Raw genomic sequence first — 22,716 nt, forward strand, 5'->3', positions numbered from 1 at the left:
TTTGTTTAGATGGTTTCAAAAAAATAATAAAGTGAATGAAGAGAAGGATGAACAATATTTAGAAATCAAAAATGAACAGATAAATGAACAGTTAAAACAAAAAATAATGGAACTAGAGAGTATAAGTGAAGACATTTGCAGTAAGTATCAAAAAATATATGAAGAACGTTTTGCGCAAAAGGGTAAATTAAATTTGAAGCTGTCAATTAAAAGAGATATAGACGGTGATGAATTAGAAGAACTAACATCTAAGAATTGTTTAGAGTATGAATATAGATCAGAAATTAATTTTGAATATGATGCTTCAAAATCATGGGAAGTCTGTACTATTTCGCTTTGGTATTATTACCAAGGATATCGAAAAAGTAGTAGCATAGGAACACTTTATAGCGGAACGATTAATGAATTAGAAGAAGAAGTTAAAGCAACATTGGAAGAACTGTTACATAGTGAAGATAATTAATGATTCCATTTTATATTGCGTTAAGAATGGGTTTAATTTTATGATACTAATAGGGAATAATTTAGGAAGAGAAATTTAAAGGGGATAAAAAAATGACAGAAGTACTAGAACTAAAAGAAGAACTACTACAAATTAAAAATAATAATTATGCTGTACCAGAAGACGTAGATGCATATCCATATGCGCAGTGGATGCTAGATTATATCGGATCACCTGATGCTGAATTACGTGATGATTTAATTTATAGTACGCTTCACACATGGATTACAAATGATGTATTTAGACAAAAAGAGTTAAGAGGATTAATGTTACAAGCAATTAGTCCTGATTATTTATTTTATAAAATTGGTGAAAAGGGAACAGACTCTGTATTTAAACGTGCATTCTCCGTATTAATTCCACCACTTATTTTATCTGTTCATGAAAGAGAACCGTTGTTATCCGAAGAACAACTGTACAGTGTAGCAGAACAAGTGCTGGAATATGTATATTTAGAAGAAGATGTAAGGGGCTATGTAGAAGGGAAAGGCTGGGCGCACTCTACTGCACATGCAGCAGATGCACTCGATGCTTTAGCACGTACAATCCAAAATCGTGAGTTCTCATATGCAATACTAGCTGCCGTTCGTCAGAAGGTCCGCTTACATGACTACGTATACATTCACTTTGAGGATGAGAGATTAGTAGCACCAATTATGTCGTTACGTAACCAAAATCTTTTAACTGAAGAAGAGTGGAGCAATTGGTTACATAGTATAGCAATTGTTGAAGACATCCCGCATCCTCAATATGATATTTTAGTACAAAATATTAGAGCTTTCTTAAGAAGTTTATATTTCAGAGCTTTAGAGACAGAGGGTAGTACAGCCTTTACAGATGATATATTGGAGACTTTAAAGGGTTTGCGTAGGTATTAAAAATTCGTTTTTCTAACAGAAAAGTACATAAAACCAACACCTCCCAACCATACTAATAAAATGTTTTGGAGGTGAGTTTAATGGACAAAAAAGACTTTGAAAAAGTATATAATGATTATTTACATCAAGGGGAAGAGCAAGCTCAATTTGAAATAGCTCAGGAAGTTACTTCAGGAGCAGAACAAATTGTTGCTGTTCGTAAAAATGATGAAGGTGATTTGATTGCTTTTAAAACAAGTAGCGGGAGAGAGTTAGATTATATGACTGCTCTTAGTGAAGCAAAATCAGGGAAGTTAGCTCATGTGGACGTATTTCATAAGTATGGCAGAGATATTATACGTAGTGAACCTGATGGAATAAAAGAAAATAACTTAGATAATTTACCTTCATTTTAAAGGGTAAACCTCAAGAAGAGAATGTTCATTACGATATTCTCTTCTTTGTTTTGCGAAGTTTTCCTTGCAAATAGACGATTCATTTTTAAAGTGCGATCATACTTTTAAAGAGCTCTCTAAATTTCTCTTTATCTTCTGCTGTAAATGGTTTCGGTCCCTTTGTACGTTTACCACTTTTTCGAACCATTGCACTTAAATATCGTGTTTGTAACAATTGTTCAATGTTATCATTCGTATACTTATAGCCTTTATGGTGTAGAACGATACAGCCTTTTGCTAAAGCGAGCGAAGCAAGACCGTAATCTTGTGTTACGATTAAATCTTCTTTTTTTGCTAACTGCATAATTCGGTAATCTGCAGCATCTGCTCCGGAATCAACATATATTGTTTCCACACCTTTAGGTTGCTGAGCATTAGAATAATGAGAAAAGCTAGTAACGAGGGTTACAGGGATTTCTGCATTCGTAGCCTCAAAAATAATTACATCTTTTACAGGGCAAGCATCTGCATCAACGTAAATTTTCATTTTTATCACTCCTATAACTAGGTTCGTGTTGATGATAATGGTAGATTTAGGTTTTGTCAAACAAGTAATATCTTCCGCAATTTAATACATATGTATTTGTATAAAATGAACGAATATTTCGAACTAAATAACGAATATACTATAGATTTTAATAAGTGGTTATATGTAGTGATTTGAAAATTTCTTAATACGAAAGTATTAGGAAATTTTATTTGAATTTCATTCTGCGGATTGATTTTTAATAGTGTTTATTTGGATAAAATAGCAATAGAATATATATAAATAAAATGTATTTTAAATTAGAGGATCATTTCATGTTACTGCTCTATGCAATGGTTTCAAAAGATAAGTAAGTCTGAAATTAATCAGGAGGGCCGAATGAGGAGTTTCGATTTATCACAAACAACTATTAATATATCAAAAAATGATCTTATTCATAAAACGAATGATGATAAGTATTGGGTGTATGAAGTGATTTTTCAATCGCATGAAGGCATACCACCTCATAGCCATCCATTTGGAGAAGATTGTGCGGTTGTGTTGTCAGGTCATTTGGATTATTATATTTCAAATAAAATAATGATTCGTGCATCAAAAGGAGAGATAGTGTTTGGGTGGAAGAACCATATACATGGCTATAAAAATAATGAAACAGAACCATTGCATCTATTAATTTTTGTTGCGCCGAATAAAATTGGGCTAGAATATTTATCTGATGATGATCCGAAAATTGTGCACGTACCGGAAGAAAAGCGAATAATGAAGCTTTCCGAATATCAAGTAGTACATTCTCCTTTTTCTTCTTTTGAAAGAATAAAAATAGATGGTGAATATTCAGAAGCATATAATGAGAATGGACTTATGGCGTTTATTGATATCGAAAATAAACAAATGTATATATTTGAGGGTGAGAATGTGGAGATAAAAACTTCAAATCCCATAATATTTATTAAGTATACAGCTAGATTGTGAGAATGGAGAGTTGCTTTTCTCTATTTATAATAAATATGTAGTTAAGAATATTAAAGAGGAATATTTTACAGAAAATAGGGGATGAGTTTTATTATTTAACTTGTAGATAACGAAATAGAAATGACCATTTATTGAGGAGAGCGATATTTATATGCAGTTATATTTTTATAATGAAAACTTCAGAAATATAATAAATCAATATACATTTTCAGAAGAGCAGCTTTGTTATACAGGTTTACCTAAAAAGCTTGTAAAACTATCGAGTGAGGATTCAAATCGGCATTCAATTTTTAGCTATGAAAGATAATGAGCTTGTAACGTTTTTTGTTTTACATAAAAATGACGGGGTTAAACCATATACAAATAATGAAAACTCTATTTTAATAAGAGCATTTTCAACAGATTTTCACCATCAAGGGAAAGGATATGCAAAACAAGCTTTAAAGATATTACCTGACTTTGTCCGAAATAACTTCTTAGGTATAAATGAAATTATTTTAGCAGTAAACGTTAAAAATGTAGCTGCACAATCTTTATATAAAAAATGTGGTTTTTGTGATAATGGGGTTAGAAGGATGGGGCGGAAAGGTGAATTAATCATAATGAGTTACAATTTATAAGAATCATTCTTAGAAGTGGGGAAGAAAGATAAAGAAAAATGAAAAATTTCGAAAAGAAAGCCCCTGTATCAATCATCAGGAGCTTTCTTATAATTTAATTTTGGAATTAAGCTTCTTTTCATTATTTTTTGCTTACTTATTATCTGGAGTTAATGAATAAAGAAGTTTTAAATGTATTAAAAAGTTATTTTATTTCCCACAAACCAAAATAGCCTCCCGCAAACGAGAAATACCTTCCTCAATTTGATCAATATCCACTTTTCCATAAGATAAACGAATATAACCATCTTTCGCGCCGAAAATACTACCTGGCATAAAAGCAATTTCTTGTTTTAAGCTTTGCATAATAAGTTGTTTTTCGTTTATCGGTTCTTTTAATTTTCCCCATATGTATATTCCACCGGTCGGATTTGAAAAAGAGATTTTATCATGAAGTTGCTCGTTTAGAGCTCGAACAATAACGTCTCTTTTTTCTGCTAGTTGTTTTCGTAACGGTACGATATGCGACTGAAATGGTACAGTTTCGAAAAACTGCTGCATAAGCCACTGAGGGAAAATACTCATTCCTAATTCCATTTGATGCCTTGCGTCGGATAACCTTTCTACTACAGATTGCGGAGCGACGAGCCAGCCGACTCGTAATCCTGGCGCAATCATTTTTGATAAAGAATGTACATAAATAACTGTTCCATTTTCATCAATCGATTTTAAAGTAGGGCAAGGTTGTTTCTTTTCTAGCGTAAGTAAACTGGATGGATCATCTTCAACAATTGCAATTCGTAAATCTGCGCAAAGTGATAATAGTTTTTTTCTACGGTTTGGATGAAGCATCGTTCCCGTAGGATTTTGGAAGTTTGGATTTAAAAAGATCATTTTAATACGATGCTTTCTATATAATTCTTGCACATCGTCTGGATTAATACCATGTTCATCAACAGGTAACGGGAAAATACGAATACCTGCTGATTGGAATAGCGGTAAGGAATAACAGTGCGATGGACTTTCGAAAGCGACGGCATCACCTGGATTTAATAAACATTGCACGATAAGGTGAAGTGCTTGCTGGGCGCCGGATGTAATCATAATGGATTGTTCAGTCGCCTCAACTTTTAAATATTCTTTCATATATTTTACGACCGCTTGTCTTAGCGGGAGATAGCCTTGCGGATGATCATAACTTAATGAATGCGTTAACGGTTGTTCTCGTAAAATTGTTTGTAGTTGATCGTGTGGGTAGAGATTACAACCGAGTTCTCCGTTTGCGAAATCAATAATATTTTCATTTTGTTGTACTTCTGCCCGAATATGGCGAAGTAACGGTAAGTTTGGTAAGAACGTACCGCCTTCTACGAAATTTCTCCAGTTAGGCGTTAATGTTTGAGAAACGCCCCACATATGTGTACTTACACGTGTACCTTTACCAGTCGTACTTTCTACAATTCCCATAGCACGTAGTTCGTTATAAGCAGTCGTTACTGTACTTCGGTTTACATTTAACTGTGTAGCTAATTTTCGTTCGGAAGGTAGGAAGCTTCCTGGAGGAAGTTCTCCGTATGTAATACGTTTTTCAATAAAGTCAACAACTTGCTGATAAATAGGGATTTTACTGTCGTTATCTAGCTTCCATTCCATACAAACGCCTCCGCATCTCTTATATACATTCAGTATAACAAATTGGCTGGGTAAAAAAACAGCCAATTGGACGGTGTTATATCCAGCCAATTTTACTATGCTAAATATGGAAGGGGAGATTCGGATGAAACGATGGCAAATGGAATGGCTCCTAGTATCTGTTGCATTAGTATGGGGAGCAAATTATACAATAGGAAAGTATGGCGTGGCATATATGTCATCCATTCAATTTAATAGTTTACGATTTTTAGTAGCATCACCGGTATTATTACTTATTACTTTTATGATGGAACGCTCATTACGTATTGAAAGAAAAGATTGGTTACGATTAGTAGCAGTCGGTATCGTTGGTACGACAATGTATCAAACGATGTTTATGTTATCTGTGAAATATACTTCAGCAACGAACGCCTCATTATTAATTGCAATGTCACCTATTTTTACAGGGATATTAGCAGTATTGCACAAACAAGAACGTTTTTCGATGAAAGTACAAATTGGTTCAATAGTGGCCTTTGTTGGTGCAGCATTCGTTTTATTAACAGGACATACAGGAGGAGCTACTTACGAGTATGCGTGGCTCGGAAATATAATTGGATTAGTCGCAGCAATTGCGTGGGGATGGTATCCAATATTAGCGCAACCTCTTATTACAAAATACTCCGCAATGAGAGTCACATCATGGTCTACTTTAATTGGAATTGTACCGCTAGTTATATACTGTTTATTCAACGTAAATTCTTTAACGTGGCCAGTAGATACGCCAAGCTGGGGATCGCTTGCATATTCAATCATCTTTGCGACCATCTTTGGACTAGCAATGTGGTATGTCGGTATTAGTCAAATAGGCTCAACAAAAGTAATGGTTTATATGTATCTCGTACCATTATTTGCAGTTATCTTTGCGGCTGTAACAATAGGGGAGCAAATGAATATGATGCAACTAGTTGGCGGGCTTATTATCTTCATCGGTTTATATGTTGTAAAAAAAGGTGGAATGAAAAAGCCTGCTCTCAATTTGAAAAAAGTAAGTTAACAGTAAAAAGGATCTCTTTCATATAGAAGGAGATCCTTTTTGTTTTTGTAATAAAAGCGCTTGTTCAACGGCCCATTTTTGATGATCGTGTATGAGAAGCTCTATAGCATGCAATGGAGACATCCACCTTAGAACATGATCCTCCTCACAGTTTTCAGTTTGTTTCTGCACCATATTCGCAATATAAAAAAATCCATCGTTTAAATAATATATATCTTCCTTTTCTGCATAAAAATATCGAGCCGCATTACCGATATACTGATCAATTTTAATTGCCCATCCTAATTCCTCTAGTAGTTCACGGTGCAAACATTCTTCTTTTGTTTCATTACCTTCCATACCGCCACCAGGTAAAAAGTAACGGTCTCCTTTTTGGATAACAGCAATCTTTGAAGAAGATGATTGAAAAATAATCGCATAACAACTAGGCCTTAATGTATAATGAACGTTAATTTTTTTAGAGCCAAATGTGAGTTTTGAAATCATAAAACACGACCTTTCTCTATAAAATACATAAAAGGAATATTAAGGTAAATGCAGAATTGTATAAGTATAATCTTAACAGATTGGAGTGATAACAACATGATAAATCGAAAATGTTCAAGATGTAAAGAAATAACAGGTACGATGCACGGTGGTAAAAAAATTAAGGAAGAATTTCTATGTGAAGACTGTTTGCAAAAAGGAATTGAGAGCGGGGAAATCGAATTATCACAAGTGGAACAAGAAAAAACCTCGTATCTTTCTATAAAGATATTAAAAATAACGAGTGTTATTTATTTAATAGTATCAATTATAACTGCTTTTTCTGCTGGAGCATTTATACAAGATCCAGGGCTTGGTGGAATATCTTTTTCAATAACAGGTACAGTTGGTGTTATGATAATTGGATCCATATTCCAGTCTGTTCTTGTATTTTGCGGGATATGGGTATTCATCCTATTAGTAGAAACAGTCATTAAAATTTATGAAAAAATGAAGTGAGTGAGAGGGAGAAACATATGCGAGTAAGAAATATCCAAGGGGAAGATTATGTAAAGATTCATTCAGTTTTAAATGATTGGTGGGGCGGGAGAGACATGGTTGCCATGTTGCCAAAATTGTTTTTTGTTCACTTTCAAGAAACGAGTTTTATCATTGAAGAAGAGGGCGAAACGTTAGGTTTCTTATGCGGATTTTTTTCACAAACATATAAAGATGAAGCATACGTTCATTTTATCGGTGTAAATCCGAAGTATAGAAGAAGAGGAATCGCATCGACATTGTATTCTTATTTCTTTGATGTCGCTCGTGCAAATAATCGTACAGTTGTAAAAGCAATTACGTCACCAACTAATAAAAAGTCGATACAGTTTCATCAAGAAATCGGTTTTCGAATTGAGGCTGGGGATGATGAGGTAGAGGGTGTATCGGTACATACAAATTATGATGGGAATGGCGGGAGTAGAGTTTTATTTTTGAAAAATGTGTAGATAAAAGGGGAATGATTGCATGGATATGCAGCAACGGAGAATGTTAGTAGCAGGAATCGTTTTAGCAGTAGTGTTAGGGGTAGGCTATTTTTCGACAAACGTATTACAAACTTTCTCAATCGTATGTTTAGCAGTAGCGATTGTATTTGGGGTTATAGGGAGCATACAAAAGAAACGTCAAAACAAGAATTAAAAATTTGAAAATTTTATGATCCCTTAAAATTTCTCGTTTTAGGGTATTTGTTTTTCTTAGCTTAATGGCGATTGGATTGTATCACAAATTCTATTAAATTAAGTTTATATCAAAACACCATTCTTGCCCTGTTGTTGCAGACATAATGATATCTTTTTTTATTTTGTTAATTTGATAGAAGTGAGTGGGATGTCAAAAGCAATTTCTGTAAAATAATTTCATCAAAAGAAGGGGATTTATATGCATTTTGAAAGAGATAGATATTTTTTACAGATGGCATTGGAAGAAGCTGAAATGGCATTAAAAGAAAATACATATCCAGTAGGAGCAGTTATTGTTGATGGAAATAATAATGTCATTGCAAGAGGAAGAAATAGAGTGCATCCACAAAAAGACATAACAGCTCACGCAGAGATAGACGCTATTCGCAATGCAGGGGAAGCAATGTTTGATGCAAAAATAAAAAATGAGAAGTTTACTATTTATAGCACGTTGGAACCGTGTCCAATGTGTACAGGAGGTATTTTATTCGCAAAAATACAGAGAGTAGTCTGGTTACTAAATGATGACTTAGGTTTTGGTGGATATAAAAAGATAAAAAATGCTTTAGTTTTCGAAGGGAAATTTAATAAAATCGACATAGTGGAAGAACCATTTGAAGACTTAAAAACAAGACAAAAAGAACTTATGAGACAATGGGAGCTAAATCCCAATAATATTATTAATTTGCGTAGGGCTATAAAAAAATAGTTGTTTCTTTCAATTAAATCGGGATGCTGCCACATTACCATCAATTTAAAAAATATAGTGAAATTATATCGATTTAACAATAGAATATGGAAGAATCTATTACGAATAGAAAGCCGTCCTAAAAGTATTCTAGGATGGTTCTTTTTGTTGTGAGGAGATAAAGAGTATGGAGAATAAACAGAGTAGAAATGAGTATGTAAGACGCATACATAAGGTTCAAGATTATATAGAATCAAACATAGACAGTTCATTATCCATTGAAGAGCTAGCTGATATAGCAGGATTTTCGAAGTATCATTTTCATCGGATTTTTAAAGGAATAGTTGATGAGCCATTATCTCGGTATGTGAATCGCTTGAAACTAGAAAGGGCAACACATCTACTTACATATCGCGCAGACATGACGATTACAGATATTGCGTATCACTTCGGATTCACAGATTCAGCAGTTTTTTCCCGAACATTTAAAAGTCATTACGGCGTAAGTCCGTCTCAATATCGAAACGATAATAGCAAGAATTGCAAAGACGTAAGGGGAATTCCTCAATACAATGAATGTAAGAAGGTTCGAGGAAATGTTGAAATTGTAACAGCGGACGATATAAACGTCGCATACATAAGACATACAGGTACATATGAAGAGTTAGCTATAGCTTTTCCAGAAATGATAGAAAAATTATTTCGTTACGCGGCGAAGAAAAACTATCATGTATTTGAGGATACGAAAGTATTAACCATTTACCACGATCATCATGAATTTACTGAGGACTATCATTTAAGAACAAGTCTATGTGTAACAATTTCAGATGAATCCACAGTAGAAACGAACGACGTTGGAATAATGGTAATACCTTCTGGAAAATATGCAGTAGGACATTTTGAAATATTCCAAGATGAATATAAAGGAGCATGGGATTTCTTATACGGTGAATGGCTGCCAAATAGCGGATATAAACCGAGAGATTCCTATCCTTTTGAAATGTATAAAAATGACCCAAGGCAGCACCAGGAAAATAAACATATAGTTGATATATATGTACCTATCGAACCTTTTTAATCATAGGTTAAAGGGGAATGAATAATGAAAACTGCTGAAAAGTTAGATCTAATTATAAAAGAAGAATACAAAAATATTAATGGTATGTTAGTAGTACAGAGAGGTAATATTGTTTTTGAAAAATATTATAACGGCCAAGGTCCAGATAATGCATTTCATGTAGCATCTGTCACAAAAACGATTATTTCTGCGTTAATTGGGATATGTGTAGATAAAGGCTATATAAAAAGTGTAGATCAAAAAGTAATAGAGTTTTTCCCTGAATATAAACGTACGGCATCTGAAGTAACAGTGAGACACTTACTTACAATGACAGCGCCATATCCTTTTGTAGACTGGCAGGAACCGTTAGAAGAATTATGTACACAACAGGATTGGGTACAGTATACACTTAATAGGATGGGGAATGGCGGAGAAATTGGATCTTTTAAATATTCATCTGCAGGAGCTCATTTATTATCAGCAATTATTACGAGCGTAACAGGAAAAAGTGCGCGTGAATTTGCGAATGAACAGCTATTTCAGTCACTCGGTATGAGAGAAATTCCAAACTATAGTATGAAAGCATTTGGATTCGATGACTTATTCGGAAAAGATGTGAAAGGGTGGGTTCACGATCCAAATGGTATTTCGACAGGCGGATGGGGACTAACGTTAACTGTTAGGGATATGGCTAAGTTTGGACAGATGTATTTGAATGAAGGTATTCATAATGGAAAACAAATACTATCAAAATCATGGATAAAAGAATCAACAGAAATGAACCAAAATCAATATGGTTACTTATGGTGGTTTCGAGAAGAAGATGGAATCTTTTCATACTGTGCTATGGGTGATGGTGGGAATATGATTTGTTGTATTCCAGAGAAGGAATTGGTAGTGGTGATTGCGTCTGAAATTATACCGAATGCAGGGGATAGATGGGAATTGATTGTGAAATATATTCTTCCTGGCATACAGTCAAATCAATAATGGTAGTAAAAAGATGGGGTGAATTTTGGTTTTATACCATCTTTTTGTTTTGTGACGTAAAGTTCATGGGAATGTAAGGGTTTTGTTAAAAGTGTAAATATTAGGGTTTTTTAATATAAAAAGTCTTTCTTTATGTATAATGGGGACAAGGCCTAAAAATACTTAAATATTTAAGTGAATATTTTAAAAAGGGAGATTAAGGATATATGAAAAGCTTACTTCTAAAAACTTTAGCTGTTACAGGATTAACTGCTTCTTTATTAGGTATGGTTTCTTCCGTTTCATTTGCTTCGATTAGTTGGGATAATAATGCAACGTGGACAGGAAGCGGAGCAAAAGCTAAGGCAACTGCCTATACTGCAAAAAAGGACGAACCTCATTTTTACAAGATGACTGTAAGAGCTAGCTTTGATGATGGGACTTCTAAAGAGTTAGCATTGTATGATGCTAAAATTTCAGATCGTATAAACGTTAGCGTTGCATCCAAAGGACCGGTGACCAGAGGTTATTCGGGTCATGAATGGATAATGGTAGGGGATAGTGCGTACACTTCTAAGGAAATGGTAATTAAATAAAAATCAACAAAAACCGTGAAAAAGGATACATACCTTTTTCACGGTTTTTAAAATGAGGAGGATATATGAATCTAGTATTAAAAGAAATAGTGGTGAACAAAACAATATTCATTATGCTATTTATTGGATTTGTATTGACAATATGGCCAATCCTGATCGCAATGTCGACGCGAGATTATTATGATGAGAAATTTTATGATAGTAAAAATGGTTATTTTAATTATTACTATTCAGTTCAACTTACTAATATGGGGGAAATCAATTTCGAACAATTTCAGACGTTAATAGAATCTGATTTTAAAAACGCTAGTGTTATTACAAATGATATTCGTATTACTATTCCGGATATCGGCCACGTAATAATGAATGGTCTCCTTAATAAAAATTGGTCTCCACCTTTGCTAAAAGGTTCTCAGATGGGACAAGATGAAAAAAATAGTGTAATAGTGGGGAAGAAAATTTATAAGGATATGGCAACAATAAAATTATTTAATAAGGAATATACAGTTAAAGGCGTAGCTGGAGAAAATACTGGATATGAGTATAATATTAAAATTTTCGTCTCTCTAAATGACATGCCAGATGAGGTGAAACAGATGATACAAAAAGATAATACATTCCAAATGATTGTTCGTTCTAATGAAAACCCTATCAAGGAAATAGAAACTTTCATACAGCATATGAAACAGAACAATAAAGATATAAATGCCAAAGTGATTAGTGAAAAAGAGAACTATGAAAAGGAAAAAAACTCAAGTGAAGCCGTAGAAGAGTTACTCAGTTTTCCATATAGGCTTTTATGTATAGCTTTCATTACCAATATAATAGTAAGTTATTATTGGATTTATACGAAGAAAAAAAGTTTGTCGTTAAGGAAAGCTTTGGGAGCAAGTAATATAAATCTTTTTATTTTTATATTTAGTCAATTATTTTTATGTGCAATCACTGCATCAGCCTGTGCAATATGCATACAATGGATTTTTAGCATTTTGAGTGAAAATATTATAGAGTTTACAAGTTATAGTATTAGTTTACAGTCTACTCATATTGTAATGTGTGTATTTCTTTCACTTACTATAGCTTTCATCCTCTCTGTAATACCATTTGTATATGTGCTTAAAAGTGAACCTGCTAAAGCATTAAAGGAGTAAAAATGATGAGAATAAAAAGTGCGTTCATAGCATTAAAAAAGAGATTTCTATTTTCCGTACTTCTTCTAATACAGATTACATTTGGATTAGCAACTCTAACGAGTTCAATTAATGTATTTTATAATTTACACCATCTAAACGATAAATCCAGCTCGGTATTAAATGTGGATAAAACATATTTAGTTACTTTTGAAATGACGACAGATAGATTACAAAGCAATCAATATAATAAAGAGAAAATTCAAGCGGTTTATAATACAATTCATCAAAATAAAGATGTGATTTCGTATGGTACATACGAGGAGCGAGTTATTGAAATAGAGTCAAGTAATAGACCATTTCAAAACAGTATGATTACTGATTTGAAACATAAAACGTTTCACGATGAAAGACCTACTATTAAAACAATTTTTGTAGATGAAAATTACTATAAAATGTTACGTTTACCTTTAAAACCTGAAGAAGGTTTCTCGCATGATGACTTTCAAAAAAATAGTGAAGAAAAAACAAAAGTTTTAATGGGTTCTTACTTTAAGAAATATTTTCAAGTTGGAGATACAATTAATGATCGATATACAATTATAGGGTTTTTGCCAGAAAATAAATTTATCGTAAATAATAATACGACGAACACATATTTGAAGTTGGATTACGCAATGATAATGCCTATGTCATTTGATAGATTTGAAAAATATGAAGCAATGTTTTTAAGACTACATCAAAGTACAGTTTTATATTTACAAAAAGGTGCAGATGTAAAGAAACTAGAAGAATCAATTCAACTTAAAGGAAACGGCGGTACGTTTCATTTAAAAAGTTTAGGTGATGAAATAAATGAAGATGTTACTCTTAACGGCTATTCGGAAATACCTCAACTTATAGTAGGAATCTTATTCGTTGTATTCTCGATCGTCGGAATTGTAGTAACGACCATTGTTTCTATCTTGATGAGAAAGCGGGAATTTGGTATAAAAATAGCTTTTGGCGAAAGTAAATTTGGTATGTTTATTCAAATTGTTTTAGAGAACATTATTGTAGCAATAACTGGCTTAGGAATGTCGATAACTTACTTTTCATGGAGGTATGGGATTCTATTACAAATGTCGAAGGATTTAAAGGAAGCAACGGTATTAGACTTTAAATTGGATATGCCTATATTGTTTTTAGTATTTCTATTCTTATTATTAATCATCGTTGTCTCGAATGTAATTGTCTTCTTATTTATTAGAAAGCTTGAGCCGAAAACATTAATAGGTGGGATGGAATAATGGGGTTAATTGAACTAAAAGATATTAAGAAGGTGTATAGTAATAAGAATCATAATACGTTCGCGTTAAACGGTATAAATTTAACGATAAATAAGGGCGAAATTATAGCGGTAATGGGGCGATCAGGCTCAGGGAAGAGTACATTACTAAATGTTATAGGGTTAATTGATATGCCAAATGAGGGTGAATATATGTTAAATGGAAAATCATTAACTGAAATTAGAGCAAATAAAGTTCATAAAACAAGAAATGAAATGATTGGATTTATTTTTCAATATTTTGCATTGTTAAAAGAACATACTGTACTGGATAATGTAGTGCTACCACTCACATATAGAAAGTTAAAGCAACGGGAAAGAGAAAATAAGGCGAAGTTCTATTTAGAAAAAGTAGGTTTAAAAGAACATATGTATAAAACACCGGACGAGCTATCGGGTGGACAGCAGCAGCGCGTCGCAATTGCAAGAGCGTTAGTAGGCGAACCAGAATTAATATTGGCAGATGAACCGACTGGGAATTTAGATAGGAAAACGGGAGAAGAAATTATGAGTTTGCTATTACAACTGAATGAAGAAGGGCGAACAATTATTATTGTAACGCATGATATGGAAGTAGCGAATAAGTGTAATAGAATTATTGAGTTAGTTGATGGGGAAGTTGTGCGGAGTTAGTAATTCAACAATTATATCTAATTTAAGAATCCGTATTGATTAATTTTTCAAGATGGATTCTTTTTATTTGTAGGATTAAAGTAAAACAACAAATCCCCCGTAACTTTTTATGATAGAAATTCGTTTAACAAAAGAAACGATTTTTAATGAGGAATGGGGGAGAACAATGAAAATTTTAATACTAGGTGGTACACGATTTTTGGGAAGAGCTGTTGTAGAAGAGGCTTTGAACAGAGGGCATGAAGTTACATTATTTAACCGCGGAACAAACAAAGAAGTTTTTCCTGAAGTGGAGCAGCTGATCGGTGACAGAAATGGTGATGTATCAAGTTTAGAAAATCGAAAATGGGATGTTGTTGTGGATACATGTGGGTTTTCTCCGCATCACATTAGAAATGTTGGAGAAGTACTTAAAGATAATATTGAACACTATATATTCTTCTCAAGCCTTTCCGTATATAAAGATTGGATTCCGCATGACATAAAAGAAGACTATATATTACAACCTGAACCGACGGAAGAGCAAATAAAGGCTGTAGAGAATGGTGAAATATCTCCTTATGAGCATTATGGTGCGCTGAAAGTATTATGCGAAAAAGAAGCAGAGAAGTATTGGCCGGGGCGTGTTTTACACGTAAGAGCAGGACTTCTTTCAGGAATGTTCGATTATACAGATCGACTTCCATACTGGATCGGGCGTGTAGCAAAAGGAGGTAACGTGTTAGTTCCAGGAAGAAAAAATCGTCCAGTGCAGATAGTTGATATAAAAGATGTCGCGAGATTTGGACTCAACATGGCAGAAAATAATAAAGCAGGTACATTCAATATAACAGGTCCGAATGATGAATTGACGATGGAAGAGCTGTTAAATACGTGTAAAAAAGTTACGAATAGCGATGCTGAATTTGTTTGGGTAGACGAATCGTTTATGAGTGAACACAATGTGCAGCCTTGGACAGAAATGCCTTTGTGGATTCCAGAAACTTTCCCATTAGATGGTGAGACGAAGCCGTGGAGAGGCGGGTTTTCTATTTGTATCGAAAGTGCGGTTAATGAAGGGCTTACTTTTAAAAGAATAGACGAGACAGTTACAGATGTGTATGAGTGGATGGAGAGTACGGAAGAATGGGAATTAAAAGCAGGTATTTCAGGCGAGAGGGAGAAGGAATTGTTAGAAAGATGGTATCAATAAATTTAGCGGAGTTCTTTGAATATGCTTGATTGCACATAAGGAGGAAAAGGTGATGTGGAAAGACACCATTCACAGTATCTCATCAAATTTAAGCTTGAAAAACCCAGCTACGAAGGATGAACTTACTGATATACAAAAATGTTTACATGTGGAGTTACCGAATGATTTATATCAATTATTACAGGAAACAAACGGTATAGAAGGTGAATACGGTGACTTTATATGGTCTGCTTCAAAAATTAAAACTGAAAATATGAGTATGAGAAATATAGTTGATTTTAAGGATTTATACATGCCTTTTGACTGTTTATTATTTTTTGCTGATGGGGGAAATAGTGATTTGTTTGGCTATTCCATTTTGAATGGAAAAGTACAAAGAGATGATATATATGTATGGAACCATGAAAATGATAGTAGAACGTGGGTTGCTCCTTCTTTAAAGACTTTTATGGAGTGGTGGGAGAGTGGAAAGATGATAATTTAAATATAGTATCAAAAAAAGTGCCTTGTTACTAAAGAAACAAGGCACTTTTTCACGAATAATTAATCTACCACTCAATCGGTTCTTCTCCGTACATCTCCCATAGCTTAGGAAACATCTTTTTTAAACCTTCTTCATCATCTTCATTCCAGTCAAATTCAAAATCTACATCGTCGAATTCTTCATTAGATAAGACATGGTAAAGTGTAAAGTAAGTATCATCTTCGTCACCAGTTTTTTCTGCATATACAGTGAAACCGAAATATAAAGAAAGTTCTTCTATTTCTGGGACGTCATACTCACTCAAATTTTCTAATACAGGAATTAATCGTTCTGGATCTTCAATACAAGCTTCGTATGTCTCTTTTCCTTGATATAATAACCATCCGCGGAAGTAATCGAAAGTATCATCTGAACAACCACCCATAATAATATAGGCTGCTGCCCATAAACGGGAGGTATAGGAATCTTTCAAAAGACGATGCATATGCGTATCAAAAGCTACAATTTCATGTACTGTACGTTTAGCAAGGTGGGAAGTAAGCCATTCTATTTGTTCTTCTTGGTCTTCACCTTTCGTTTTTGCACGATTAAGTAGTTCCCAAAATTCTTCTTCTGTTATCGTTTTTTCTTTTATGTAATCTTCCCCAGGCAACGGGTCTGTATATCCCTTTTTACGTTTGGAAGCAATTAGTTTGTTAGCTTCTTTCATACATTCTTCTTCTGTTTCAAACTCTTTCGCTTTCACACTGCCAGCTGTGCCGATTTTTCCGTAAAACACAACATAGTCTTTTTCTTTCACAACGATTTTCCAAAACTTATTTGATTTCTCAGTTTGCTGGATTAATAACGTTTCCATCCGTACCCCCATAATGTTTTCTAGTGTGCAATATGATTGTAACATATGTATATACACTTGTAACGATGAAAAGTAATGGTTCAGAAAATTAGGAAATGATTGAATGAAGTGAATAAATTTAGTAACCTTATTTGTACAGCAATTACATAATTGTTTTGTAATAATTCAATACTTGTATAAGGGGGGCGTTAAGATTGGATCTTACGTTTAAAGTAGAGGAAACATGTTTTAATTACCGCGTCGGAGCAATTTGTAAACTGGATAATAAAATACTTATTCTTCAAAACAAAGGGGAACATTATTGGTATGTACCAGGCGGAAGAGTGAAAATGCTAGAAAATAGTGAGGATGCGTTACAACGAGAACTTGCAGAAGAACTAGGTGTTCCTATTAAAGGGAAGAGATTAATATGGTCAGTAGAAAATTTCTTTACACTTTCTGAGCGAAAGTTTCATGAAATTAGTTTTTATTATGAAGTAGAGCTACATGAGTTACCTGCGAGTGGAGCGGATCAATATATTTTGGAAGAAGAGGGTAGAACGTATTTGTTTAGATGGGTGCCAGTAGAAGAACTGCATACATATAACTTACAGCCTGCATTTATAAAAGAGAAAGTAAAGGATGTATCAGTTCACACAGAACATATCGTATTACAAAAGTAAATGTATTCGGAGGGGAAAATGGTGAAGGGAACTAAAAAAGAGGTACATATAAATGACAAAGTAATTTATTACACATATATCGAAAAAGGCTCTAGTACCGTTTGCTTTATGTTTTCAGGTTCAGGATACAATTATGATAAGCCGTTATTTTATTACGCAACGATGTTAATGCTTGAACATAAAATAGATGTTGTACATATTCATTATTCTTATGATGGACAATTAATGAATAAACCAATGGAAGAAGTAACGAAAGTAATGATGGATGATATTAATCCTGTAATAAATGAAGTATTAAAAGATGAGCAATACAACGAGACTATGTTTTTAGGGAAGTCACTCGGAACAATTCCGATTGCAAATGATTTAATGAAGAGAGAAGAATTCGCGCAGTCAAAAATGATACTACTTACACCTTTACTGACGTTTGATACAATTTTTGATTCTATCTTACATAGTCGACACGAAGGGTTTTTAGTTATTGGGGATAAAGATCACCAATACAATGCAGATCAAATTGATCAGTTATATAAAACGAATTTACAGATTGAAGTTGTCAAAAATGCAAATCATTCTGTAAATGTTGGGGGATATGAAACGGAAAATTCAATTGAGGCTATAGCGAAAATAATAGGAAAACTTAAAGAAGTTGTTAGGACAAACTAACCTATTAATACATGCAAAAGAGGTGCGAATTGCACCTCTTTTACTTTAATAAGCCTTCAAAACATGAAGTAAATAATCCTTACGATTCAGCGGATTATAATCAACACGTTTTCGAGTAGGGAAGGGAGCCATAAGTTTTGTGAAACCAGCTGGCTTCGTTGTAAATATGCCTTCTCCTTCTGTAAATGAATGTAGTATTCGTTTGAAACTCTCTGTTTTCGCAACAGGTAATGATCCTGTTAACTGATAAGAATTGTTATTGAATATAGGCTCTGCAAAAGTTGCTGGAACGGCAGCGAGCTTATACATTGCGGTACTAATTGCTTGCTCCGGTACAGTTAATTCAAACGCATTAACTGGTTCATATACATATGTTGCAGCTTGTTTTAAAGCATCCATTAAAACGAGCGGTGTTAAGTTTCTAAAGTCACTCGCTGTTGTAACAGGACTAGCATAACCAGTATGTGTTAACGTGACGATAATATCTGTAACTTCCCACCCATATAATCCTTGTTTTAACGTTTGAAATACCGTATCTTCAATCGCTTTATGAAATGCTAAAGGTAGTGAGCCAAGCTCAACACCTAATTTATATGTTATACCGCAATTAAGTTCACCACGTTCAACTTTGAATCCGATTGTTGCGTAAAATGGATTCTCTTTTTCACCCATTACTTCAACAGAATTGCCTACGCCAATTGGTTTCTCGATACATACAACTCGCGTATTTGAAAAATTAACCTGCAAATTATATTTCTCATAAAGTGTTGTTGCAATTACTTCTTTTTGTACCTCACCGAAAAGGCGAATATATAGTTCATTATGAACATCGTCTTTCCAAACTTTAATGAGCGGATCTTCTTCACATAGTTCCATAAGAACAGCGTATAAATTATGAATTTGCTCTTTAGGTACCGCATCAATGGCAGCTTCCATTTGTGGTTCGGCAAAGTGAATATCTTTTATATAATCCGTACGTTCACCGATAATATCACCAATTTTAATATCATTCAGCCCCCACACTTTACAAAACTCACCGCTAGGAACGGTAGAAGTTTGAACGGTATCTCCATTATGAAATAGGCACATTTTTTTTATCTTTTCTTTATGGAATAGAGACTTACTGCGCTGTATATTAACATATTTTCTAACATGTAAGCTACCTGAAAAAACTCTTATATAAGCAACCTTTTCTCCAGAAGGTTCACGTTCAATTTTAAAAACAACACCGGATAATGGTTCCTCTTGTGCCGATGTAAGAGCTGGAATGAGAGCCGGAAGTTTTTCAAGAAGTTCTGTTACGCTCATACCAGTCATTGCTGAACCGAAAAAGATTGGATACACATTCGCTTGCTGTATTTGCTGTTCTAGTTTTTCTCTTAATAGTGCGTCCGGTATTATTTCGTTATTTACATATGATTCAAGTAACGATTCATTAAATGGTGCTAACAGTTCCATACAATCGTCATATGATTTGTATTCAATGATCCGGGCTTCTTTCGTTCCTTCGTTTAGAACAGAGTAGAAGGGGAATGCTTCATTTGAAAGAACCTCTTTTATTTGTTTCATAACTTTTTCAGTGTTTGCGCCACTACGATCAATTTTATTAACGAATAAAATAGTCGGTATGTTTAGTTTCTGTAATGTTCGCATTAAAATTTTTGTTTGTGCTTGCACACCTTCAACGGCAGAGATAACTAAAATCGCACCGTCTAGAACGCGGAATGATCGCTCCACTTCAGCGATAAAATCAGCGTGTCCAGGTGTATCAATGACATTTACTTTTACAGCATCAATAAAGAAAGAAACGACAGATGCTTTAATCGTAATTCCGCGTTGTCTTTCTAATTCCATTGAGTCAGTTTGTGTATTACCACTATCTACTCGGCCAATTTCTTTAATCACATTCGTTTCATAAAGAATACGCTCAGTCAAACTCGTCTTGCCAGCGTCTACGTGCGCGACAATCCCTATATTTATTGTTGTCATTTGTGAATATCCTCATTTCATTTTCCATTTTCAATTCCTCATTTCTATTTGTATATTGCCGCATTATCAATCACTCTCCAGTTCTTTAAATTAGTATTATTATAGTGCAATTAACATTATTTGTAACGCTACAAAGCGCCTTAATTTGGAAAAAATAAAATGAAAACAAAATGCTTGCATTCTAAATCGATATAGATTATATTAATTGACATATCAACTATTGATACATCAAATGTTTTTATTTTGATTGTAAAGGAGGGTTAATTTGACAAGTTCATGCTCAAAAGAAGCGATTATTTTATATAAATTACACTTTCTAAATAAAGAAGTAAGTTCGAAATTTGAAGGGTGTACGGGTATGAGCCAGTCTCGATTAGAGCTTATACTTCAGTTATATGAAGTAGGTGAAATTAGTCAAAAAGCACTTCAACAAGAAGTGAATATTGATAATGCTGCGATAACAAGGCATTTAAAGCAGCTTGAGGCCAATGAAATGATTGTAAGACGTAAAAATCCAGATGATAACAGAATTACGTTAGTTTCTCTTACTGAAGAGGGACGAAATAAAATTCAAGCATTTCAAGAGGAAAAAGAACGTTTTGCAGCATCTGCATTTAAAGGATTAAGTGAGGAAGAACGCGATAATCTTTTAAATATGTTAAATCACATTCAAGAAAATATAAAAGAATTATAAAAAAGGGAGAATACAACTATGACTAACTCAGTAAAAACAAATGATTTTAACGAAATTTTAACAGGACGTCGTTCAATTCGTAAGTACGACCCTTCAGTGAAAATTAGCAAAGAAGAAATGACAGAAATTCTTACACAAGCAACACTTGCACCATCTTCAGTAAACATGCAACCATGGAGATTCGTAGTGATTGAAAGTGACGAAGCGAAAGCAACACTTGCGCCACTTGCGAAATTCAATCAATCTCAAGTAGAAACATCTTCAGCAATGATCGCTTTATTTGGTGACTTAAACAACTTTGATAACGCAGAAGAAATTTATGGTACAGCAGTAGAGCGTGGACTTATGCCAGCAGAAGTAAAAGAAGATCAAATGAAAAAACTTTCAGCTTACTTCTCTATGGTTACACCAGAAGTAATGAAAGATACAGTATTAATTGACGGTGGTCTTGTAGCGATGCAATTTATGCTAGCAGCTCGTGCGCACGGTTATGAAACTTGTCCAATTGGTGGATTTGAAAAAGACCAAATTGCAGAAGCGTTTGGACTAGATAAAGAACGCTACGTACCAGTAATGCTAATTTCAATCGGGAAAGCTGCTGACAGTGGTTACCAATCAGTACGTCTTCCAATTGACAAAGTTGCTGAGTGGAAGTAATCTAATTAGGTCATAGAAATATATGGAATATGAAAGGGGAAACACCATGATTATTATTCACGCAATATTTCAAGTAGACCCAGCAAAACAACAATCATTTTTAGAAGAAATTCAGCCACTCATTCATGGTTCAAGAGAAGAAAGTGGAAATGTATCTTATGACTTATATAAAGATACAGAAAAAGAAAGTGTTTATACGATGGTAGAAGTATGGAAAGATGAAGCAGCAGTTGCGAGCCATAATACGAGTGAACACTTCACATCTTTCGTTAGTAAAGCAGCACAATTTTTAACTGCTCCGCTTAATATAAAAGCTTATAATGGAGAATTAGTAAAATAATAAGGTAGAAAAAGATGACTTTAGCATATGGCTGAAGTCATCTTTTTTTGTATAAGTAGAATCCATTTTGGACTCAGTTATGTTGATAGATAAGCGTTGCTCGCATCCTCAGTAACAGTGCTGAATTGTGTGTTAAATTCGAACATTCGGTTTATTGGGATATTTTTCCGTGGTATAATTTTCTCGTAAATAAAAGGTAGAGGGGAGTAAGTAATGGGAGAATTTCAAAGTAATTTGCATACGGCAACGCAACTTGCAACGAAAATGAGAAATGCTTCAGATAGGATGCAAAGTGCTACTAGTCGCTCTATAAATAAGGCAACGCGTACGACACTATCTGTGAACTTCAAAGCACAAGAAGCAAATCAACAAAATTTACAAATCACGAAACAATTTTGCGCTACTTTTCAACAAACGATTGATAATATCCATTCCGTAGCAAATGAATTTGAGAAAATGGATACTGGACTTCAAAAGACTTTTCAATAATGTAACAACCTACGTAA

The 22,716-nt window shown here is 33.9% G+C and carries 28 protein-coding genes and 1 pseudogene; 24 read left to right on the forward strand and 5 right to left on the reverse strand.

The genetic code is table 11. The features are described 5' to 3' along the window. Position 1 precedes the first annotated feature (1 nt). The 3 genes from AU379_RS08735 (at position 2) to AU379_RS08745 (ending at position 1,775) form a co-directional block, all read left to right on the forward strand. A complete protein-coding gene (locus tag AU379_RS08735) occupies positions 2 to 463 on the forward strand; it encodes a hypothetical protein (RefSeq protein ID WP_000490268.1) in 462 nt (153 codons plus the stop codon). Positions 464 to 555: 92 nt separating this feature from the next. Beyond that, complete coding sequence (locus AU379_RS08740) at positions 556 to 1,380, forward strand: DUF2785 domain-containing protein (protein ID WP_000141230.1); 825 nt, start codon at positions 556 to 558, stop codon at positions 1,378 to 1,380. 80 nt (positions 1,381 to 1,460) lie between these two features. Beyond that, the gene (locus tag AU379_RS08745) at positions 1,461 to 1,775 is read left to right on the forward strand and encodes a DUF3892 domain-containing protein (RefSeq protein WP_000358163.1); all 315 of its coding nucleotides are present in this window, start codon (positions 1,461 to 1,463) and stop codon (positions 1,773 to 1,775) included. 85 nt (positions 1,776 to 1,860) lie between these two features. Here the strand turns inward: AU379_RS08745 and AU379_RS08750 are convergent, their stop codons facing one another. Further along, a complete protein-coding gene (locus AU379_RS08750; RefSeq protein WP_000708769.1) occupies positions 1,861 to 2,301 on the reverse strand; it encodes a YaiI/YqxD family protein in 441 nt (146 codons plus the stop codon). Positions 2,302 to 2,679: 378 nt separating this feature from the next. Between AU379_RS08750 and AU379_RS08755 the strand changes: the two genes are divergently transcribed. Together AU379_RS08755 and AU379_RS08760 are read left to right on the forward strand one after the other, a co-directional pair. Next, complete coding sequence (locus AU379_RS08755; protein ID WP_001255979.1) at positions 2,680 to 3,273, forward strand: cupin domain-containing protein; 594 nt, start codon at positions 2,680 to 2,682, stop codon at positions 3,271 to 3,273. 151 nt (positions 3,274 to 3,424) lie between these two features. Next, a pseudogene (locus tag AU379_RS08760) lies at positions 3,425 to 3,893 on the forward strand (GNAT family N-acetyltransferase). A gap of 189 nt (positions 3,894 to 4,082) precedes the next feature. Here AU379_RS08760 and AU379_RS08765 read toward each other — a convergent pair. Then, complete coding sequence (locus AU379_RS08765; protein ID WP_000454908.1) at positions 4,083 to 5,525, reverse strand: PLP-dependent aminotransferase family protein; 1,443 nt, start codon at positions 5,523 to 5,525, stop codon at positions 4,083 to 4,085. A 124-nt stretch (positions 5,526 to 5,649) separates the two neighbouring features. On the opposite strand from AU379_RS08765, the gene AU379_RS08770 reads away from it, so the two are divergent. After that, on the forward strand, positions 5,650 to 6,561 hold the full coding sequence (locus tag AU379_RS08770; RefSeq protein ID WP_061139133.1) for a DMT family transporter: 912 nt from the start codon (positions 5,650 to 5,652) through the stop codon (positions 6,559 to 6,561). Between the two features lie 18 nt (positions 6,562 to 6,579). Here the strand turns inward: AU379_RS08770 and AU379_RS08775 are convergent, their stop codons facing one another. Further along, positions 6,580 to 7,047 (reverse strand): NUDIX hydrolase, encoded by a 468-nt coding sequence (locus AU379_RS08775; protein ID WP_000623999.1) that lies wholly within the window; start codon positions 7,045 to 7,047, stop codon positions 6,580 to 6,582. Positions 7,048 to 7,143: 96 nt separating this feature from the next. On the opposite strand from AU379_RS08775, the gene AU379_RS08780 reads away from it, so the two are divergent. The 12 genes from AU379_RS08780 to AU379_RS08830 all read left to right on the forward strand — a co-directional run bounded on the left by AU379_RS08780 (position 7,144) and on the right by AU379_RS08830 (position 16,346). Continuing rightward, positions 7,144 to 7,545: a DUF3980 domain-containing protein gene (locus AU379_RS08780; protein WP_000610500.1), complete on the forward strand. Its 402-nt coding sequence runs from the start codon at positions 7,144 to 7,146 to the stop codon at positions 7,543 to 7,545. A gap of 17 nt (positions 7,546 to 7,562) precedes the next feature. After that, positions 7,563 to 8,033, forward strand: coding sequence for a GNAT family N-acetyltransferase (locus AU379_RS08785; protein ID WP_001266065.1), 471 nt, complete (start codon positions 7,563 to 7,565; stop codon positions 8,031 to 8,033). Between the two features lie 19 nt (positions 8,034 to 8,052). Continuing rightward, the gene (locus AU379_RS30510) at positions 8,053 to 8,226 is read left to right on the forward strand and encodes a hypothetical protein (RefSeq protein ID WP_000367555.1); all 174 of its coding nucleotides are present in this window, start codon (positions 8,053 to 8,055) and stop codon (positions 8,224 to 8,226) included. Positions 8,227 to 8,466: 240 nt separating this feature from the next. After that, a complete protein-coding gene (locus tag AU379_RS08790) occupies positions 8,467 to 8,976 on the forward strand; it encodes a nucleoside deaminase (protein ID WP_000545361.1) in 510 nt (169 codons plus the stop codon). Between the two features lie 166 nt (positions 8,977 to 9,142). Further along, a complete protein-coding gene (locus AU379_RS08795; protein ID WP_061139134.1) occupies positions 9,143 to 10,033 on the forward strand; it encodes a GyrI-like domain-containing protein in 891 nt (296 codons plus the stop codon). A gap of 24 nt (positions 10,034 to 10,057) precedes the next feature. Continuing rightward, positions 10,058 to 11,005: a serine hydrolase gene (locus tag AU379_RS08800; protein WP_061139135.1), complete on the forward strand. Its 948-nt coding sequence runs from the start codon at positions 10,058 to 10,060 to the stop codon at positions 11,003 to 11,005. Between the two features lie 206 nt (positions 11,006 to 11,211). Further along, positions 11,212 to 11,580 (forward strand): hypothetical protein, encoded by a 369-nt coding sequence (locus tag AU379_RS08805; protein ID WP_061139136.1) that lies wholly within the window; start codon positions 11,212 to 11,214, stop codon positions 11,578 to 11,580. A 65-nt stretch (positions 11,581 to 11,645) separates the two neighbouring features. Continuing rightward, positions 11,646 to 12,731 carry an ABC transporter permease gene (locus AU379_RS08810; protein ID WP_001055055.1) on the forward strand — a complete coding sequence of 362 codons (1,086 nt, stop codon included), beginning with the start codon at positions 11,646 to 11,648 and terminating at the stop codon, positions 12,729 to 12,731. A 2-nt stretch (positions 12,732 to 12,733) separates the two neighbouring features. Then, on the forward strand, positions 12,734 to 13,999 hold the full coding sequence (locus AU379_RS08815; protein WP_172794108.1) for an ABC transporter permease: 1,266 nt from the start codon (positions 12,734 to 12,736) through the stop codon (positions 13,997 to 13,999). Beyond that, on the forward strand, positions 13,999 to 14,670 hold the full coding sequence (locus AU379_RS08820; protein WP_000522860.1) for an ABC transporter ATP-binding protein: 672 nt from the start codon (positions 13,999 to 14,001) through the stop codon (positions 14,668 to 14,670). Before AU379_RS08815 ends, AU379_RS08820 begins: the two co-directional genes overlap by 1 nt. Positions 14,671 to 14,836: 166 nt before the next feature. Then, positions 14,837 to 15,862 (forward strand): SDR family oxidoreductase, encoded by a 1,026-nt coding sequence (locus tag AU379_RS08825; protein ID WP_061139138.1) that lies wholly within the window; start codon positions 14,837 to 14,839, stop codon positions 15,860 to 15,862. 52 nt (positions 15,863 to 15,914) lie between these two features. Continuing rightward, a complete protein-coding gene (locus tag AU379_RS08830) occupies positions 15,915 to 16,346 on the forward strand; it encodes an SMI1/KNR4 family protein (protein ID WP_061139139.1) in 432 nt (143 codons plus the stop codon). Between the two features lie 64 nt (positions 16,347 to 16,410). On the opposite strand, the gene AU379_RS08835 is transcribed toward AU379_RS08830, so the two are convergent. Next, positions 16,411 to 17,202 carry a DUF4240 domain-containing protein gene (locus AU379_RS08835; protein ID WP_000449110.1) on the reverse strand — a complete coding sequence of 264 codons (792 nt, stop codon included), beginning with the start codon at positions 17,200 to 17,202 and terminating at the stop codon, positions 16,411 to 16,413. Positions 17,203 to 17,396: 194 nt separating this feature from the next. Between AU379_RS08835 and AU379_RS08840 the strand changes: the two genes are divergently transcribed. Together AU379_RS08840 and AU379_RS08845 are read left to right on the forward strand one after the other, a co-directional pair. Then, positions 17,397 to 17,864 (forward strand): NUDIX hydrolase, encoded by a 468-nt coding sequence (locus AU379_RS08840; RefSeq protein WP_000366240.1) that lies wholly within the window; start codon positions 17,397 to 17,399, stop codon positions 17,862 to 17,864. Further along, positions 17,865 to 18,530, forward strand: a complete 666-nt coding sequence (locus tag AU379_RS08845; RefSeq protein WP_118043482.1) for an alpha/beta hydrolase — start codon at positions 17,865 to 17,867, stop codon at positions 18,528 to 18,530. A gap of 45 nt (positions 18,531 to 18,575) precedes the next feature. Here the strand turns inward: AU379_RS08845 and AU379_RS08850 are convergent, their stop codons facing one another. Further along, entirely contained in the window at positions 18,576 to 20,519 is a 1,944-nt protein-coding gene (locus AU379_RS08850) for a TetM/TetW/TetO/TetS family tetracycline resistance ribosomal protection protein (RefSeq protein WP_061139140.1), read from the reverse strand. Between the two features lie 265 nt (positions 20,520 to 20,784). Between AU379_RS08850 and AU379_RS08855 the strand changes: the two genes are divergently transcribed. The 4 genes from AU379_RS08855 (at position 20,785) to AU379_RS08870 (ending at position 22,699) form a co-directional block, all read left to right on the forward strand. Next, positions 20,785 to 21,213, forward strand: coding sequence for a MarR family transcriptional regulator (locus AU379_RS08855; protein WP_000204172.1), 429 nt, complete (start codon positions 20,785 to 20,787; stop codon positions 21,211 to 21,213). A gap of 18 nt (positions 21,214 to 21,231) precedes the next feature. After that, the gene (locus AU379_RS08860; RefSeq protein WP_061139141.1) at positions 21,232 to 21,870 is read left to right on the forward strand and encodes a nitroreductase family protein; all 639 of its coding nucleotides are present in this window, start codon (positions 21,232 to 21,234) and stop codon (positions 21,868 to 21,870) included. Positions 21,871 to 21,916: 46 nt separating this feature from the next. Next, positions 21,917 to 22,210, forward strand: coding sequence for a putative quinol monooxygenase (locus AU379_RS08865; RefSeq protein WP_000583816.1), 294 nt, complete (start codon positions 21,917 to 21,919; stop codon positions 22,208 to 22,210). A 213-nt stretch (positions 22,211 to 22,423) separates the two neighbouring features. Further along, on the forward strand, positions 22,424 to 22,699 hold the full coding sequence (locus tag AU379_RS08870) for a TIGR04197 family type VII secretion effector (protein WP_000503638.1): 276 nt from the start codon (positions 22,424 to 22,426) through the stop codon (positions 22,697 to 22,699). Positions 22,700 to 22,716: the final 17 nt, after the last annotated feature.

This window comes from Bacillus sp. JH7, from assembly GCF_001563515.1.
GTDB lineage: Bacteria > Bacillota > Bacilli > Bacillales > Bacillaceae_G > Bacillus_A > Bacillus_A cereus.